Genomic DNA, 16109 nt, shown 5'->3' with positions numbered 1-16109 from the left:
GGAAAAGCGATTAGCTTATGCAAATAAGAAGCATTGGTTTCGCAATGATAGCACTGGTCTTAATGACCAGTGCTGGCTGCGGTTTCTCACTTCAGGGGACATACTCTATCCCGCAGTCGTTAGAAACTTTGCACCTAACCAGCCAAGATCAATATAGCGAACTCACACGTCTTGTTCGTGAACGCCTCAGACTAAACAGTGTTACGTTGACCGCTCACGATCAACAGACACCAACGTTGCGTTTAGTTCGGGACTCTCTTGAACGTTCAACACTCTCTTTGTACCCCACAGGTAATGTCGCGGAATATGAACTGATCTATCAAGTGCAGTTTACCGTTACCCTTCCCGGCAAAGAACCGCAGGAGTTTGAGGTTGATATTCGCAGAGACTACCTTGATGATCCACGCACGGCACTTGCCAAAAGCCGAGAAATGGAGCTCTTACTCAAAGAAATGCGTATACAAGCTGCTGATCAAATTATTCAAAACCTCTCAGCAATCAAGGAAGATTAATGCGGGTCTATCCGGATCAGCTCATTCGGCACTTAGACAAACCTAAACAGTGTTACCTTGTGTTTGGCAATGACCCCTATCTTGTCGATACAGCGAAGCAACAAATATTGGGCTTTGCTAAACAGCAGGGATTTGAAGAACGGGTACAGCTCGAACAAGAAACAGGCTTTAGCTGGGATGAATTAATCCAAGAGTGGCAATCAATGAGCCTGTTTGCTAGCCGCCGTATTATTGAACTCTCCCTGCCACAAGCAAAACCTGGAGCGGAAGGTTCAAAAGTGCTTCAAGCGTTGATGCAGTCACCAAATCCAGATCTAATTTTAATTGTTCATGGCCCTAAATTGGCGCAAGAGCAAACCAAAAGCAAATGGTTCAAATGTCTCGATAGCCAAGGAATTTACTTACCTTGTGCCACTCCTGAAGGGCAACAATTTCAGCGCTGGCTCGACGCTAGAATTCAGCACTTTAAACTCACTATAGATACCGATGCGAAAGCGTTACTCAATTCTTTATATGAAGGGAATTTACTCGCTGCCGATCAAGCCTTGCAGCTTCTTTGCTTACTGAACCCAAGTTCAAGCATCAATAGCCAGCAACTTAGCCAGTATTTTGAAGATCAATCTCGATTTAGTGTCTTCCAGCTTACAGATGCCCTATTACTCAATCAGCAAGACAAAGCAATGCATATCCTAAGGCAGTTGCAAGCAGAAGGTACCGCTGTTGCAATTTTGTTTTGGTCTCTCCTCAAAGAAATCAGTTTGTTATTTGAACTCAAAGTAGCGACTGCTCAAGGGGATGCACAATCTAACCTTTGGCAAAAGCATCGTATTTGGGATAAAAGAAAATCACTTTACCAGGCCGCCTTACTCAGGCTCGAGCACAATCATATTGAAACTATGCTGGCCTTTGCTTCTACACTTGAGTTGAAGTTAAAACAACAAGGGATTGAAGATTGGATAGGCATCAGCCATTTATGCCTTCTCTTCGACCCAAATGCGCACTCACACCTTGCCCATATAGAGGCTGACTAAGCATGCGAATTGGGATCTTAGGCGGTACATTCGACCCAATCCATTTTGGCCACATTCGTCCCGCTCAAGAAGTTATGCAGCAACTTTCTTTGGACGAAGTTTGGTTAATGCCTAACCATATTCCTCCGCATAAAACCACAACACGAGTGTCGACCAAACACCGCCTTGCCATGGTTCAGCAACTATGCAATACCATCTCAGGATTTACTCTTTGCGATATCGAAGCCAATCGAGATAAACCTTCTTATACTAGTATTACATTGGCGCAACTTTCGGCTCTGTACCCAGAACACCAATTTTTCTTCATAATGGGCATGGACTCTTTTGTCTCACTCCCCCATTGGCACCAATGGCAACAGATCGTTGAGCTTTCCAATATTGTTGTCTGTCAACGCGAAGGATGGGAGCTTCAAACAAGCGCTCAAATCTATCCGACATTAAAAGCAAGACAAGTCAAATTAGGCCGCCAAATTCCGCAGGTGGGTGCAATTATCCCAGTAGAAATTACACCACAACCTTTCAGCTCCACCGATGTCAGACAAAGCCTATCTCAGGGTCACATCCCGGAGAACGCCGTTCCAAGTTGTGTACTCGAGTACATCCTGAAACACCAACTGTATCGTTAAAAACACCAGTCACCACAACGAGTGCCACACCAGCAATATCAAACTACCATCCACAGTAGGTTAACTGGTATACTACGGCGCTTTATTAAAATTTAATGAGATGAATGTGAACAACCTAGAACTGAAACAGTTTGTCGTAGACAAAATCGAAGACCTAAAAGCCCGTGATGTCGTCGTTCTTGACGTATCTGAACAAAGCAATATTTGTGATTTTATGGTGATTTGCTCTGGCACATCAAAAACTCACGTCAAAGCAATTGCAGAGAATCTTGTCGTTGAAGCTAAAAATGCAGACATGCAGCCGCTGGGCGTAGAAGGCCGTGAAAGTAGTGAATGGGTTTTAGTCGACCTAGGTGATGTCGTATTGCACGTGATGCAAGATCAAACGCGCGACTTCTACCAGCTAGAAAAGCTTTGGTCAGAGCAATAATCAAATGAAAATGCAATTGGTTGCTGTGGGCACCAAGATGCCAGCTTGGGTAGAAACAGGGTTTCGCGAATATCAACGCCGCTTTCCTCGGGATATGAGCCTTGAGCTTATTGAAATTCCAGCAGGGAAACGCGGAAAAAACGCAGATATCGCTAGAATTTTGCAAAAAGAAGGCGAGCTTATGCTCGCAGCTATCCCCAAAGGGAACCATATTGTTAGCCTTGATCTGCCAGGGAAGAATTGGACAACGCCTGAACTTGCGAAAGTGATGAGCCAATGGCAGCTTGATGGTAGAGATGTCAGTTTGCTCATTGGCGGCCCAGAAGGCTTAGCGCCTGCTTGTAAACAAGCGGCTAGCCAAAGCTGGTGCTTGTCAGCACTCACGCTGCCACACCCATTGGTTCGAGTGCTCGTTGCAGAAAGTCTTTATCGTGGCTGGAGCATCAATAATAATCACCCTTACCATAGGGAATAAAACCCAAGTACTCGTTCAATGAGTTGACGTACTGAAAATGGAGAGCCATTAGTGTCGCCAAAAAAGCGAGTTGCCATGCACAACCATGCTGCCGAAGCATCTTTGTTCAAGCGGCGTGCACTATTTACGTTTTGCTGTGTGGTGATCATGCTCGGCATTTTGTTTGGCAACCTATACCACTTACAAGTCACTTCGCATCAAGATTATCAAACGCGCTCGAATGACAACCGTATCCGCGTCGTTCCCGTTGCGCCAAGCCGTGGACTTATTTACGACCGACACGGTCAGCTTTTGGCGGAAAACCAGCCGTTTTATTCCATTGAAATGGTTCCTGAGAAAGTAAAAGACATTGATCAAAGCCTTATCGAGCTGGGCACTCTGATCCCGATTTCAGAAGAAGATATTGAAAGTTTAAAACGCTCTCTAAAGTACCATCGCCGATTTAAACCGATGACCATAAAAAGCCGGCTGACCGAAGATCAAGTCGCACTATTTAGCGTGAATCAACATAAATTCCCAGGATTTAAAGTCAATGCAGGCCTAAAGCGCCACTACCCTTATGATGGCTTGATGACCCATGTTCTGGGGTACGTCGGCAAAATCAACACCAAAGACCGAGCACGCTTAGAACGAAACAATCTCTGGCAAAACTATGCAGCAACCAAAGATATTGGTAAGCAAGGCGTCGAGAAATTTTATGAGACACTGCTTCACGGTAAACCAGGGCATCTTGAAGAAGAGGTCAATAATCGTGGTCGAACCATTCGCACGCTAAAAGTAGTTCAGCCTGAGCCAGGACAAGATATCCACCTAACCTTAGACCTCAAACTACAACAAAAAGCGGTCGAATTATTAGATGGACGACGCGGCTCAGTCGTCGCCATTGACCCCAATGACGGTGGCATTTTAGCCATGGTCTCGAGCCCTAGCTACGACCCAAACCAATTTGTCCATGGCATTAGTCGTAAGTCATACCACCAGCTACTGAACGATGCATCTCGACCTCTGATTAATCGTGCAACACAGGGGCAGTACGCACCTGCATCCACGGTAAAACCTCATTTAGGCCTGCTTGCATTGGAAGAAAAAGTCGTCTCAGAAAATACCCGTATCCATGATCCTGGTTACTGGCAAATTCCAGGTGTCGAGCGTAAGTATCGCGACTGGCGCAAATGGGGACACGGCTGGGTAAATATTCACGATTCGATCGTCAACTCCTGTGATACATATTTTTATGACTCTGCTTATAAGCTGGGTATCGATAAGATATCGAGCTTTATGGATCCTTTTGGTTTTGGTCAGAATACTGGGATCGATCTGTATGAAGAGTCCGCTGGCATTATGCCATCAAGGGATTGGAAGCGAATGCGTTACAACCAACCATGGTACATTGGTGACACAATTTCGGTCGGAATTGGCCAAGGCTACTGGACCACAACGCCGTTGCAGCTTGCCAATGCAACAGCTATTTTGGCAAATGACGGCAAACGATTTACACCGCACTTGCTGAAGTCAATTGAAGACAAAACCGCTCGTATTGAAACACCGCTAGATGAACAAGCACCCATTGCGCTTAAAAACCCAAACAATTGGGAAATCATCAATCGCTCGATGAGAAAGACTGCGGAAAAGTCTCGATTTGCAGATGCAACATATACTGCCGCGATGAAAACGGGTACCGCACAAATCTTTAGTGTCGCAGAAGATGCAAAATACGATGCCGATAGTGTTGACGAATTCCTACGTGATAATGCTTTGATTATCGCTTATGCGCCTTTTGAAAAACCGCAAATCGTACTCGCCGTTGTTCTAGAAAATGCTGGCTGGGGTGGCGTCAATGCAGGTCCAGTTGCTCGCGCATTGTTAGACGAATATATGCTTCGAGATCAGTGGAGTAAAAAATAATGAGCGCGCATCCAAGCAGGCCTAGTTTTTGGCACCGCATTCATATCGACCTGCCTTTACTTTCGGGCCTACTCGCCTTAATGGGCTTTGGTTTATTTGTTATCTATTCCGCCGGAGGCGAGAATCTCGCCTTAATGGAACGACAGTTAGTTCGCATGGGGCTCGGCATTGCCATCATGTTTTGTGTTGCGCAAATCAATCCTGAAATACTTAAACGTTGGGCCTTACCCATTTATATCGCGGGCATCATTTTGCTCCTTGGTGTTCATTTTTTTGGTGAAGTAAACAAGGGCGCACAGCGCTGGTTGAACCTGGGCTTTATGGAGTTTCAACCTTCCGAGCTAATTAAACTCGCCTTTCCCATTACCATGGCCTGGTATATCAGTAAGCACCCACTTCCCCCTAAAAAGCGTCACCTTGCGGTCGCTGGAGTCATCCTATTAATTCCCACGTTGCTCATTGCTAAGCAGCCTGATTTAGGCACCTCGATTTTGGTGGCGGCTTCCGGCATATTTGTGCTGTTCCTTTCGGGAATGAGCTGGGCCATTGTGCTTGGTTTTATCGCCGTGATATTAGCCATGCTCCCGGTGTTGTGGTTCTTTTTGATGCATGATTATCAAAGAACACGAGTGCTAACGCTACTCGATCCTGAGAAAGATCCGTTAGGTGCGGGCTATCATATTATCCAGTCCAAAATTGCAATTGGTTCCGGTGGAGTTTGGGGCAAAGGTTGGCTCCAAGGCACACAGTCGCAACTAGAGTTTTTACCTGAGCGACATACCGACTTTATCTTTGCTGTGGTAGGAGAAGAGTTTGGCTTAATGGGAAGCATACTGCTCCTAGCGCTATATCTTTATATCATTGGCCGTGGTCTGGTTATCGCATCGAGAGCCCAAACCAGTTTTGCGCGCTTATTAGCGGGTAGCATCACCTTAACTTTTTTTGTCTATATCTTTGTCAATATGGGGATGGTTTCGGGCATCCTACCAGTTGTAGGTGTGCCTTTGCCGTTAATTAGTTATGGTGGAACATCAATGCTGACTTTAATGACAGGGTTTGGCATTCTAATGAGCATTCAAACACATCGACGCTTTATTGATAGATAGGAAGGAATTCATGAGCAAGTTTTTAATACTCAGCAGTGCTTTACTTGGCACAGTTTTATGGTTAGCAGCTCCAGCTCACGCGGAATCACAAAGCATTGAAGTATTAAAAAAACAATTTGTGCGCACAACCTCAACGACAGTTGATCCTGAAAAGATCAAAGATGCGCTCGAAAAAGCCCAATACAGCCAAGCAATTATTGACTCAATCAGTAAACCCTGGGAAGCCAAGCCTTGGCACCAATATCATCCAATATTCCTCACCGATAAACGTTTAGCTGCAGGCCTCGAATTTTGGGACACCCATCACCAAGCAATTACGAATGCTTCCAAACAATACAATGTTGATCCTGAAATTATCGTCGCAATCATTGGTATTGAAACCTTTTACGGTCAATACAAGGGCAAACATAAAGTGCTAGATGCACTGTACACCCTCGGGTTTTATTATCCGCCGAGAGCCAAGTTTTTTCGTTCTGAGCTCGCTGAGTTTCTAAAGCTAGTAGATGAAGAACAGCTCAATATGGAAGAACTGAAAGGTTCCTATGCGGGTGCCATGGGATACGGACAGTTTATTTCTTCGAGTTATAGACATTATGCGGTCGATTTTGACGGTGACGGCAAACGCGATATTTTGAATAGCCCGGTAGATGCGATCGGTAGTGTCGCTAATTATTTTCATCGCCACGGCTGGAAAATGGGTGAAGCTGTCGCGCTTCCTCTTGAGCAAATCGGAAGCACTCCAGAAAAACCAAAAACGAAAGTCTGGTCAGGAGAGCGATTACATTATCGAGTATCAGATATTTTGTCCCCCCAACTTTCCTTAGCAAAAGCGAAGGATATTGATATCAATCAAAAGGGGATGTTAATTGCACTTGAACAGAAGCATAAGACCGACTACTGGCTTGGTTTAAAGAATTTTTACGTGATAACACGTTACAACCATAGCCCACTCTACGCCATGGCGGCTCTGCAATTTAGCCAACAACTCAAGCGAGCTTATCATGCGCAGTAATCTTCTCACTCTCGCGGTTTTGATACTCATCGTCATGCAAACTGCTTGCTCAACTCCAAGCCGTTATAAAATGAGTAATGATAAAGCGCCGACAAATGCCCCAGACGTTTCCCTAGTTGAGAATGCGCACCCGAAATATGAGCCATATAGTCGCGGAGGTAATAAAAATTACACCGTACGGGGTAAATCGTATCAAGTGATGAAGTCGGGTGAAAACTTCAAAGCAACAGGGACGGCTTCATGGTATGGAGCAAAATTTCACGGGCATTTAACTTCCAACGGTGAAGTATATGATATGTATTCTATGTCGGCGGCTCATAAGACCTTGCCCCTCCCTAGCTATGCAAAAGTCACCAATTTAGCGAATAATAAACAAGTGATTGTTCGAGTTAATGACCGCGGCCCATTTCATGGAAACCGTATTCTCGATGTTTCTTATGCTGCAGCCCATCACCTTGGTATGCTCAAAACGGGCACAGCAAACATTCGTATGGAAGTGATTTACTTTCCAAGCCCGGTCGAGCAAGCATTGCAGCAACCTGAAAAGCTTAAATTTGTTCAGGTATTCGTTTCAGCAGATAAAGCCAAAGTGACCCGTTTATCAAGTAAAATGAAGCAAGAGCAACAGCTTGAGTCTCGAGTTCAATCCAACGGTCAACTACATAAACTACAGCTGGGTCCCTTTTCTAGCGATACGCTCGCCGCAAGCGTCATGGATGAAATGAAGCAACTAGGGTACCCACAAAGCTTCATTGTTCATGATACCAAAGCAAGTCAATCAGAAGACTTAATCAATAACTAAGCCTTTTCACGGAACCTTATTCCAATTAAAGTGTCGACTAATGTTATACTTCGCGTGTTTCCGACACCTAAAATATTAAAAAGACGTATTAATTAAATGATGAACAAACTTAAACGCAATATTGCCGCAATCTTTGTGTTAGCTAGTGCTTCGGCCTCTTCTGTTGCGACTCCTGTCGTAATTCCCGATGCTCCTAACGTTGCCGCAAAAGCTTACATTTTGATGGATTATAATTCAGGGCGAGTTATTGCGGAAAGCAATGCCTATGAAAGTCTCAACCCGGCCAGCTTAACCAAGATGATGACCAGCTATGTCATTGGCCATGAGATTAAAGTCGGCAATATCACGCCCAGTGATGAAGTGACCATTTCGAAGAAAGCATGGTCGAAAAACTTTCCAGATTCTTCAAAAATGTTTATTGAAGTCGGTAAGAAGGTGACGGTCGAAAAACTCAACCGAGGCATTATTATTCAATCAGGTAACGACGCCTGTGTGGCCATGGCTGAACATATTGCAGGAACAGAAGATGCGTTTGTTGATTTGATGAACTCATGGGCTGGTCAGCTAAATATGAAAGACAGCTTCTTTGAAAACTCCCATGGTCTTGACTCTGATAATCACAAGTCTACCGCCTATGATATGGCATTGTTAGGTGCTGCGCTAATTCGCGATGTACCTGAAGAGTACCGAATTTATAGCGAGAAAAAGTTTACCTTTAATGGCATCAAGCAATATAACCGCAATGGATTACTATGGGACAATAGTCTCAACGTCGACGGTATCAAAACCGGCCACACGTCTGGTGCAGGCTACAACCTAGTGGCCTCGGCGACTAAAGATGATATGCGCCTAATTTCCGTTGTGTTGGGCACAAAAAGTGAATCCGCTCGTAAAGCTGAGAGCAAAAAGCTTCTAAACTATGGCTTCCGCTTTTTCGAAACGTTCACGCCATACAAAGCGGGTGACAGTTTCGTTAGCCAGAAGATCTGGTACGGTGACAAAGAAACCATCGATTTGGGTGTCATAACAGATACTCCGATCACGATTAGCCGTGGCGAGGCAAAAAACTTGCAAGCGAACTATGAATTAACGACCGAACTCAATGCACCGATTGCGAAAGGTGAAACGGTTGGCCGCATCTACTTCCAATTAAATGGAAAAGATATCGCACAATTCCCATTAGTCACGCTTCAAGAGGTGAACGAAGGCAGCTGGTTTAGTCAATTACTCGATTACTTCAAGCAGCTTTTTGATGGCCTCTTTAGCTAAGCAGACAGGCGCAACCAAAAAGCTGCCTTTTGGCGGCTTTTTTTGTTTCAAGCCTTCCCCTTGAATTCGGTATACTCTATCACCATATCCTAGCCATCAAGCTGATTAAGAAGACAAGACCATGCTAAACACAAAATTTGATGAACTCATGGAGTTCCCTTGCTCATTTCCATTTAAGGTTGTTGGCGACGCGCGTGACTCATTAGCTGATGACGTTGTATCTGTCGTACAAACCCACGTCGCTGGCGATTATGCCCCGACAACCAAAGCCTCCAGCAAAGGCAGTTATCACTCTGTTACCATTCGCGTTAAAGTGGTCAGTAAGGAGCAGGTAGAGAAGCTCTACATTGAGCTTGCTGCTATTGAAGGTGTGAAACGCGTACTTTAATTCAAGTCCTAAAAGTGTGATCTATCTTACACTTTGGTCGCGTTAGACGTATAATGGCCGTTCACCAATTTGAGGGAGAAGTAGCCCTTGCTTCAAGACACTCTACATGTCCGCAATTTGCAACACCAAGACTATGAGTCAGTGTGGCGAGCCATGCAGGAATATACTGATACGCGTGACAGTGAAAGCTTCGATCAGCTCTGGATTGTAGAACACCCACCCGTTTTTACTCAAGGCCAAGCAGGAAAAGAAGAACACCTCTTAAATCCTGGCGATATTCCAGTCATTCAGGTGGATCGTGGCGGGCAAGTCACCTATCACGGTCCCGGCCAACTTGTTATGTATCCATTAATCAATATCAAGCGCCGGCAAATCGGTGTGCGTCAGTTTGTCACCAATATTGAGCAAGCCATTGTACAAATGCTAGCCCAATATAAAGTACATGCTTACCCCAAGCCTGATGCACCAGGAGTCTACGTCGATGATAAAAAAGTCGCTTCTCTTGGTTTAAGAATTCGTAAAGGCTGCTCTTTCCATGGTTTGGCGCTGAATGTTGATATGGATATGAGCCCATTTCAGCGGATCAACCCATGCGGCTACGCCGGGTTAGAAATGGTGCAAACCAAAGCTCTGTTAGGCCCTGCTACGGTAGCTGAAGCTGCAGACAAATTGACTCAAACTTTTAGCGATATTATGGGCTATCAGGCCCTTGTTCATCATCAAGGACTCGCGAACTTATATGAATAGACCAGAGAAATTACAGCCCGGCGTAAAACTACGTGATGCCGAAAAAGTCGCACGTATCCCTGTCAAAGTGGTTCCATCTCAAAGAGAGACGATGCTTCGCAAACCTGACTGGTTGAGAGTTAAACTCCCAGCGTCAAACCAAAGAATTACAGATATTAAGCAAGCATTGAGAAAAAATGGTCTGCACTCAGTTTGTGAAGAAGCTTCTTGCCCAAACCTAGCTGAATGCTTCAACCATGGCACAGCTACATTTATGATCCTTGGTGCAATATGTACGCGCCGCTGCCCATTTTGCGATGTCGCCCATGGCCGACCTTTAAAGCCAGATGCAGAAGAGCCTAAAAAACTCGCACGAACCATTCGCGATATGAAATTGAAATATGTGGTGATCACATCTGTCGACCGTGATGATCTTCGAGATGGTGGCGCACAACATTTTGCTGATTGCATCCGAGAAATTCGAGCTTTGAATCCACAAATTCAAATAGAAACTTTAGTCCCTGATTTCCGAGGACGAATTGATGCAGCCCTAGACATATTGGCAACTGAGCCGCCAGATGTCTTTAATCACAACTTAGAAACAGCGCCTACACATTATCGTAAGGCTCGTCCAGGTGCTAAATATGAATGGTCACTAGACTTACTTAAAAAGTTTAAAGAACGTCACCCTAACGTTCCCACAAAGTCAGGCTTAATGCTTGGACTGGGTGAAACCAATGAAGAAATTATGCAAGTCCTAAGGGACTTGAGAGCACACAACGTAGAGATGTTAACCCTAGGGCAATATTTGCAGCCCTCAAAATTTCACTTACCCGTTGAGCGATATGTTCCGCCAGCAGAGTTTGATGAATTTAAAGTTTATGCTGAAAGCATTGGATTTACTCATGCTGCTTGCGGTCCAATGGTACGATCTAGCTATCATGCAGATTTACAAGCACAAGGCAAAGAAATTAAATAAACCTTTTGCTCTGTCGGATATCAATCAAATAAAAATAGCACCTTAAGGTGCTATTTTTTTTATCTCTAAATTCATCAGAACAGCATCTTCTTTACCTTCATGGGTTCGATAATAATTTTGCCGAACACCAATCTGTTCAAAGCCTAATCCACGATATAAATTGATCGCCTGTTGATTCGACGCCCGAACTTCGAGCATCAAGACTTCACACTGCTTATTCTGAAGATGCTCAATCGCATCTTGTAGCAAGCGTTTGCCAATCCCACTACCTTGAGCATTTTTAGAAACACAAATATCCATCAATGTCGCTTCTTCAAACACTTGATGCACAATAGTAAACCCGAGCAACTCGTTATTACGATAAGCGCCTGTGACTTGATACAAAGCACCAAAACAACTTTGTATGGCTGTTAAGCTCAGTGGGAACGCTGTCGCCTCGGTTTCAATTTGATGCATCACAGCCGCATGAGTCAAGTGAAGCGGTTCAAAGTCAATGGGGCGAGTCATTTACGGCAATCCAACTGCTCTTTCAATAAGGTCACTTGTTGCCATAACTGTCGCTTATGGACGCTGCCTTCCATCAAGCAAGATATCTCTGGCGTCAGTATCAACTTGCTAGGGTTTGCTAAACCAGCTGCTATGGCTTGACTACCTGAGTGCACCCCCTCCGCTTGCAAGCGATTAGGAGGCAGAGTCATATCCCAGAGCATGGTTTTATCATAGAGCAACTCTTTTTGATCCGACGTCATCACAATGCAGTCACTAACCCTAAGTTCCAATTCCATCAATACAGATAAAACTATCGGATGCGCCAGCAAGGCTTTTGCATCGCCTTTTGGCTCAATCAAGATTGTGAGTCGGCTTGCCGGTAAATCAGCTTCATTACTCTGTTCAGTGTTTACTGGTAACCACAGTGGGATCCCCATCGCAGTTAAATATTGATTTTTCTGTGACATATTTCATCGTATCGTTTGGAACTACGACTATCATACCAGTCCAGAATCGATTAAGTGATGGTAAATTGAACTTTTAAATTCGATGATCAAAACGGCCTACTCAACTTAGTAGGCCGTTTAAAAACAACGACGAGTGTTTAACCCTGACAGTCCATTTTATTTAAGTGCCCGCCATGCGTTCCTGCCTCCACGACAACCTCACCAGCATCTTTAAACATGCTAAAGTCCCCGGTGCTAATATCGTCTACCTCTGGGTCATCTAAATGGCCTAAACAAGTATATCCCACTCGATAGTTACCTGCGGGTAAATACCCCATCGTGAAATGCCACATCCCCTGTTGATCCTGAAATACTGGCCCAACAGAAATCGGCAAAGTGTATGCTTCAAGAGCTTCTGGTGCGATATCACTCATTTGGCTGATCTCTGTCACTTCGGCCGGATACAGATAAGCCAAATGGCCAAATTCACCATCGGTTTCCGAGGCTGCATAGTCAGTTTCACAATCGGCTATCCATTGCGCATCAACATCACCACGCAAATGCCCCATTTCCGCATTATCTACAGACCACATACCGCGATGCCTTAACTGAAAACGATCCTGCGTTTGTGTTAACGCTTGGTGCAAGTTCACTTCCATAGTCATTTGAAGATGTTGTCCGCCTTTAACTTGGAAATCACGCAAAGGTAACTGCCCAGCTTCGACTTCTAAGCCGTGACGGCCGAGGCCATTGTCAACATATGCGCCTTGGTTACCATCACCTTGTTTCACGGTAATGTGTGCATCGGTATATTGACCAACTTTTAATTCAACTTGGTTTAGCACTCGATTACTTTCCATTCCCCGGTACTGCAATAAGTTGAACTCTTTATTTTGCAAATCAAACTTTAATTGTTCACCCTTTTTATTTCGAACAACAAGCTGATCCAGAACCATCCCCACCTCATTGACTCCGGACATCGGAGCATCGGAAATCGCAATAGAAACTTGGCCGGTCTGCGGCTTATCACTACTGTCACAAGCACACAAAACAAAAGCGGAAACCGCCGTAATAACAAAAATACCTTTATTCATCTTCGCCTCCTGCATGTTGGGATCTTTATCAGCATACCCAAGCAGCAGTTGCAAAATGTGACCTCCGTCACCATTAAGATGAAGGTTCATACACCTAAATATTATTTAAGCATCTGATAGTTTTGATTAAAAATTCTTTAACTCGATATTTGGTTCTGAGGGATTCTTTGGTATTCGCGATGGTTAATGCGTGTTTTTATAGTTTCATTAGAGGAAAACGAAAAAGTCGTTAAACATACATTTAATCCGATTAATGCAAATAACAGAAAGCATTTCTACCACAAAGGTAGCCACACTAAGTCCATGATTATCTGACGATATGACATTGCATATGAGAATTCTTTGACATATGTTAGCTGAAGCCAAGCCAAACTCTTATCAGGGACAATACAGCATGAGTATTCAAAGCAATTTAGCCAACGCAGAAGCCTTATATCGACAAGCTAAATATTCTGAATCCCTCGAACTATGCAATAAGGTTTTAGCAAAGAAACCTAAACTTGCCCATGCTATCCATATTGTTGCTCTCAACAACTATGCACAAGGAGAGTTTGAAACTGCCATTATTGCGTTTAAAAAAGCGATAGCGATTAATGATCAGCAGTCTTCATTTCATAGCAACCTCGGCAACATCTACCTCGATCAAGAAGATTTCTCACTCGCGAGCCGCTGTTTTGAAAAAGCACTTGCACTTGAGCCCCTATTACCCGAAGCAAATTACAACCTGTCAATTTGTTTGCACAACCAAGGCAAACTAAAAGAAGCCGAGAACTATTGTAAAAAAGCGATTTTACAAGACGCAACCAATTCTGATTTTCAGCTACATTTAGGTGTTATTTACTATGACCGAGGGCAGTTCGAAAATGCGGCAATTGCATTTCTTAAATCCTTAGAGGTCCAACAAAAACATCAAAAAGGACGAACCAAAGTCGATGCATATTGGCAACTATTTAGCTTACACCTTAGTCAGCATCGCTACCAAGATGCAATACAAACTGCTGATTTAGGCATTCAAAGCCAGCAATTATCGGACGAACAGCTGTGTTCGTTACTCATTGGTAAAACCATCATTTTTTTCTTATTTAACCACTTAGAAGAAGCAAAGCAGGCGTTGCAGTTAAGTGAAATTATTCACCACTTCCCAGCCCCCTCTAAGCACATTAAGAATATTGGAGTATTCCATACATATATTAAAAACCTCATAGCACTCGAAGATTCTGGTGTATATAGAGATTGCTATACAGCTAATGATGAAATGAAAGATATTTATTTTGTCTCAGAGAGTCATGGCTTTGCACCAAATCGGACAACTATAAATTATAAGAACGAAAACTACAGAGTGAAATCACTGTTTATTATGGGCGCTAAGGTTATTCACTTTGTGAAAGAGGAAGAAAACAAGTATCAAGTGAGCTTAGTGTCTCTATTAAGAGACCTTCCCCGAGGAAGTAAGGTGGTCATTGGGTTCGGAGAGATCGATTGTCGACCAGATGAAGGTATTTACCCTTACAGCTTAAAGTCTCAGAGGGACTATAAAACTGTAATTAATGACATGCTTACCAAGTATATTGAAGCGCTAAGAAGTATCGCCGACTCATTTGAAATTGAAATCATTCTATATGGCGTTCCTGCTCCGCACCCGCAGAGCATTGAAACCCTAGATGAACCCAAGCAACAAGGTTTTATTGATATTATCGATTATTATAATCAAGTGCTTAGGGAAATATGTCGTGGCCAAAAAATGACACTACTTGATGTCTATTCGCTAACGAATGCGGCAGGAAAAAGTAACCTTCAATACCATATTGATGATCACCATTTGTCCCCAAAAACTGTGCCCATCTTGTTTAGTAATTTGAATAACTCATAGCCGAAGTTACAGGTAATAAGCCGTTCTATAACTTAGCCAGCTTCGAGCAAATAGCAAAAAGCCGAGCAAATGCTCGGCTTTCTAGAATTTGGCAGGGGTGGCAGGACTCGAACCCGCAACCATCGGTTTTGGAGACCGCTGTTCTACCAATTGGAACTACACCCCTGTTGACGTGGGGCATTATGCTAAAAGCTTGGATAAAGGTAAAGCATTATTTTAGCAAAACCCTTTAACTGCGGCTTTTTCAGACACTTTGCTTTTTAATAAGGCATATGAACTTCATTAGCAATGCGCATTGAAAACACTTTCTTATGACAAACAACTTTGATTTTAAATCGTCGAAAAAAGTGGTCTTAATTTATAACTGCCACATAAAACTGTTGCACACTTCTCAATAAAACCGGCCGAACCACTCTTGCGTCTACATTCCACGCATTAAGCACTAGTATCCATCATCTAAGGATCCCGCTAAAAGAGTAAAAGCTGCAGGACCCTTTAATCGTCATAGGCCATTAAAATCAACGCTCTTAGCCCACAAAAGACTCTCATTATCCTTTCATCTCGTCACTGTTACGCACAAGAGCAGCACATATAAAGCTTTCAAAGCATCTGTGACCCAGAGTTCTTCAAAAGCTAGTCATTTATTACATGCAGAATAAAAGCTTTATTTTAATTAAGGTGATGCTCGAGAAATGCTAGGCAAGATTGCTTGTATTGCCCTACCTGCTTAATTGCACACTTTAAAACAACGAACTCAGCTGCTTTTCATCGATTATTCACTTTTTTACCCAAAACGACAGCAGCCGCTTTCTAATCACTATGCTCACATCGCTTACAAATGCACTAAATCGATGACCCGTTAAAAAACAACACGCACAAAAAAGCCCGCTGCAGTGCAGCGGGCTTTCTCATTTCTCTTACGAGAATAATTAGGCGCCTGGAAATGAAT

The 16109-nt window shown here is 43.7% G+C and carries 17 protein-coding genes and 1 tRNA gene; 14 read left to right on the top strand and 4 right to left on the bottom strand.

The features are described from left to right. The first annotated feature begins 17 nt into the window (after nucleotides 1-17). The 13 genes from IEY18_RS03610 (at nucleotide 18) to lipA (ending at nucleotide 11261) form a co-directional block, all read left to right on the top strand. Nucleotides 18-512, top strand: coding sequence for an LPS-assembly lipoprotein LptE (locus IEY18_RS03610; RefSeq protein ID WP_188917957.1), 495 nt, complete (start codon nucleotides 18-20; stop codon nucleotides 510-512). Then, nucleotides 512-1543 (top strand): DNA polymerase III subunit delta, encoded by a 1032-nt coding sequence (gene holA, locus IEY18_RS03605; protein ID WP_188917955.1) that lies wholly within the window; start codon nucleotides 512-514, stop codon nucleotides 1541-1543. Before IEY18_RS03610 ends, holA begins: the two co-directional genes overlap by 1 nt. A gap of 2 nt (nucleotides 1544-1545) precedes the next feature. Beyond that, a complete protein-coding gene (gene nadD, locus IEY18_RS03600) occupies nucleotides 1546-2169 on the top strand; it encodes a nicotinate-nucleotide adenylyltransferase (RefSeq protein WP_188917953.1) in 624 nt (207 codons plus the stop codon). A gap of 106 nt (nucleotides 2170-2275) precedes the next feature. After that, the gene (gene rsfS / locus IEY18_RS03595) at nucleotides 2276-2599 is read left to right on the top strand and encodes a ribosome silencing factor (protein ID WP_188917951.1); all 324 of its coding nucleotides are present in this window, start codon (nucleotides 2276-2278) and stop codon (nucleotides 2597-2599) included. Between the two features lie 4 nt (nucleotides 2600-2603). After that, complete coding sequence (rlmH, locus tag IEY18_RS03590; RefSeq protein WP_188917949.1) at nucleotides 2604-3074, top strand: 23S rRNA (pseudouridine(1915)-N(3))-methyltransferase RlmH; 471 nt, start codon at nucleotides 2604-2606, stop codon at nucleotides 3072-3074. A gap of 51 nt (nucleotides 3075-3125) precedes the next feature. Continuing rightward, on the top strand, nucleotides 3126-4979 hold the full coding sequence (gene mrdA, locus IEY18_RS03585; RefSeq protein WP_188917947.1) for a penicillin-binding protein 2: 1854 nt from the start codon (nucleotides 3126-3128) through the stop codon (nucleotides 4977-4979). Then, on the top strand, nucleotides 4979-6085 hold the full coding sequence (rodA, locus tag IEY18_RS03580; RefSeq protein ID WP_188917945.1) for a rod shape-determining protein RodA: 1107 nt from the start codon (nucleotides 4979-4981) through the stop codon (nucleotides 6083-6085). Before mrdA ends, rodA begins: the two co-directional genes overlap by 1 nt. Nucleotides 6086-6095: 10 nt before the next feature. Beyond that, nucleotides 6096-7097, top strand: coding sequence for a lytic murein transglycosylase B (gene mltB, locus IEY18_RS03575; protein WP_188917943.1), 1002 nt, complete (start codon nucleotides 6096-6098; stop codon nucleotides 7095-7097). Continuing rightward, on the top strand, nucleotides 7087-7899 hold the full coding sequence (locus tag IEY18_RS03570) for a septal ring lytic transglycosylase RlpA family protein (protein ID WP_188917941.1): 813 nt from the start codon (nucleotides 7087-7089) through the stop codon (nucleotides 7897-7899). Before mltB ends, IEY18_RS03570 begins: the two co-directional genes overlap by 11 nt. A gap of 96 nt (nucleotides 7900-7995) precedes the next feature. Next, nucleotides 7996-9168: a serine hydrolase gene (locus IEY18_RS03565; RefSeq protein WP_188917939.1), complete on the top strand. Its 1173-nt coding sequence runs from the start codon at nucleotides 7996-7998 to the stop codon at nucleotides 9166-9168. A gap of 121 nt (nucleotides 9169-9289) precedes the next feature. Then, entirely contained in the window at nucleotides 9290-9556 is a 267-nt protein-coding gene (gene ybeD, locus IEY18_RS03560) for a DUF493 family protein YbeD (RefSeq protein ID WP_188917936.1), read from the top strand. A gap of 87 nt (nucleotides 9557-9643) precedes the next feature. Further along, on the top strand, nucleotides 9644-10303 hold the full coding sequence (gene lipB / locus IEY18_RS03555; RefSeq protein ID WP_188917933.1) for a lipoyl(octanoyl) transferase LipB: 660 nt from the start codon (nucleotides 9644-9646) through the stop codon (nucleotides 10301-10303). Next, the gene (lipA, locus tag IEY18_RS03550) at nucleotides 10296-11261 is read left to right on the top strand and encodes a lipoyl synthase (RefSeq protein WP_188917930.1); all 966 of its coding nucleotides are present in this window, start codon (nucleotides 10296-10298) and stop codon (nucleotides 11259-11261) included. Before lipB ends, lipA begins: the two co-directional genes overlap by 8 nt. A 42-nt stretch (nucleotides 11262-11303) precedes the next feature. On the opposite strand, the gene rimI is transcribed toward lipA, so the two are convergent. The 3 genes from rimI to IEY18_RS03535 form a co-directional block, all read right to left on the bottom strand. Next, nucleotides 11304-11768 carry a ribosomal protein S18-alanine N-acetyltransferase gene (gene rimI / locus IEY18_RS03545; protein ID WP_188917928.1) on the bottom strand — a complete coding sequence of 155 codons (465 nt, stop codon included), beginning with the start codon at nucleotides 11766-11768 and terminating at the stop codon, nucleotides 11304-11306. After that, nucleotides 11765-12217 carry a DNA polymerase III subunit psi gene (locus IEY18_RS03540; protein ID WP_188917926.1) on the bottom strand — a complete coding sequence of 151 codons (453 nt, stop codon included), beginning with the start codon at nucleotides 12215-12217 and terminating at the stop codon, nucleotides 11765-11767. Before IEY18_RS03540 ends, rimI begins: the two co-directional genes overlap by 4 nt. A gap of 137 nt (nucleotides 12218-12354) precedes the next feature. After that, nucleotides 12355-13290 (bottom strand): DUF4382 domain-containing protein, encoded by a 936-nt coding sequence (locus IEY18_RS03535; RefSeq protein WP_188917924.1) that lies wholly within the window; start codon nucleotides 13288-13290, stop codon nucleotides 12355-12357. Between the two features lie 394 nt (nucleotides 13291-13684). Here IEY18_RS03535 and IEY18_RS03530 point away from each other — a divergent pair, with 394 nt between their 5' ends. Beyond that, a complete protein-coding gene (locus tag IEY18_RS03530) occupies nucleotides 13685-15160 on the top strand; it encodes a tetratricopeptide repeat protein (RefSeq protein WP_188917922.1) in 1476 nt (491 codons plus the stop codon). A gap of 89 nt (nucleotides 15161-15249) precedes the next feature. Here the strand turns inward: IEY18_RS03530 and IEY18_RS03525 are convergent. Continuing rightward, nucleotides 15250-15326 (bottom strand) — tRNA-Trp (locus tag IEY18_RS03525). Between the last annotated feature and the right edge of the window lie 783 nt (nucleotides 15327-16109).

The sequence above is a fragment of the Shewanella gelidii genome, assembly GCF_014647855.1.
GTDB classification, from domain to species: Bacteria; Pseudomonadota; Gammaproteobacteria; order Enterobacterales; family Shewanellaceae; genus Shewanella; species Shewanella gelidii.
Note: the sequence above shows the minus strand (reverse complement) of the source record. Positions and strands in the feature narration are given on the sequence as shown.

What these genes read in the sequence shown, in the direction of transcription:
- IEY18_RS03610 (WP_188917957.1), top strand. Translation starts at nt 18, where the DNA reads ATGCAAATAAGAAGCATTGGTTTCGCAATGATAGCACTGGTCTTAATG.
- IEY18_RS03535 (WP_188917924.1), bottom strand. Translation starts at nt 13,290, where the DNA reads ATGAATAAAGGTATTTTTGTTATTACGGCGGTTTCCGCTTTTGTTTTG.
- rodA (WP_188917945.1), top strand. Translation starts at nt 4,979, where the DNA reads ATGAGCGCGCATCCAAGCAGGCCTAGTTTTTGGCACCGCATTCATATC.
- mltB (WP_188917943.1), top strand. Translation starts at nt 6,096, where the DNA reads ATGAGCAAGTTTTTAATACTCAGCAGTGCTTTACTTGGCACAGTTTTA.
- ybeD (WP_188917936.1), top strand. Translation starts at nt 9,290, where the DNA reads ATGCTAAACACAAAATTTGATGAACTCATGGAGTTCCCTTGCTCATTT.
- rimI (WP_188917928.1), bottom strand. Translation starts at nt 11,768, where the DNA reads ATGACTCGCCCCATTGACTTTGAACCGCTTCACTTGACTCATGCGGCT.
- IEY18_RS03565 (WP_188917939.1), top strand. Translation starts at nt 7,996, where the DNA reads ATGATGAACAAACTTAAACGCAATATTGCCGCAATCTTTGTGTTAGCT.
- IEY18_RS03540 (WP_188917926.1), bottom strand. Translation starts at nt 12,217, where the DNA reads ATGTCACAGAAAAATCAATATTTAACTGCGATGGGGATCCCACTGTGG.
- IEY18_RS03570 (WP_188917941.1), top strand. Translation starts at nt 7,087, where the DNA reads ATGCGCAGTAATCTTCTCACTCTCGCGGTTTTGATACTCATCGTCATG.
- holA (WP_188917955.1), top strand. Translation starts at nt 512, where the DNA reads ATGCGGGTCTATCCGGATCAGCTCATTCGGCACTTAGACAAACCTAAA.
- rlmH (WP_188917949.1), top strand. Translation starts at nt 2,604, where the DNA reads ATGAAAATGCAATTGGTTGCTGTGGGCACCAAGATGCCAGCTTGGGTA.
- IEY18_RS03530 (WP_188917922.1), top strand. Translation starts at nt 13,685, where the DNA reads ATGAGTATTCAAAGCAATTTAGCCAACGCAGAAGCCTTATATCGACAA.
- nadD (WP_188917953.1), top strand. Translation starts at nt 1,546, where the DNA reads ATGCGAATTGGGATCTTAGGCGGTACATTCGACCCAATCCATTTTGGC.
- lipA (WP_188917930.1), top strand. Translation starts at nt 10,296, where the DNA reads ATGAATAGACCAGAGAAATTACAGCCCGGCGTAAAACTACGTGATGCC.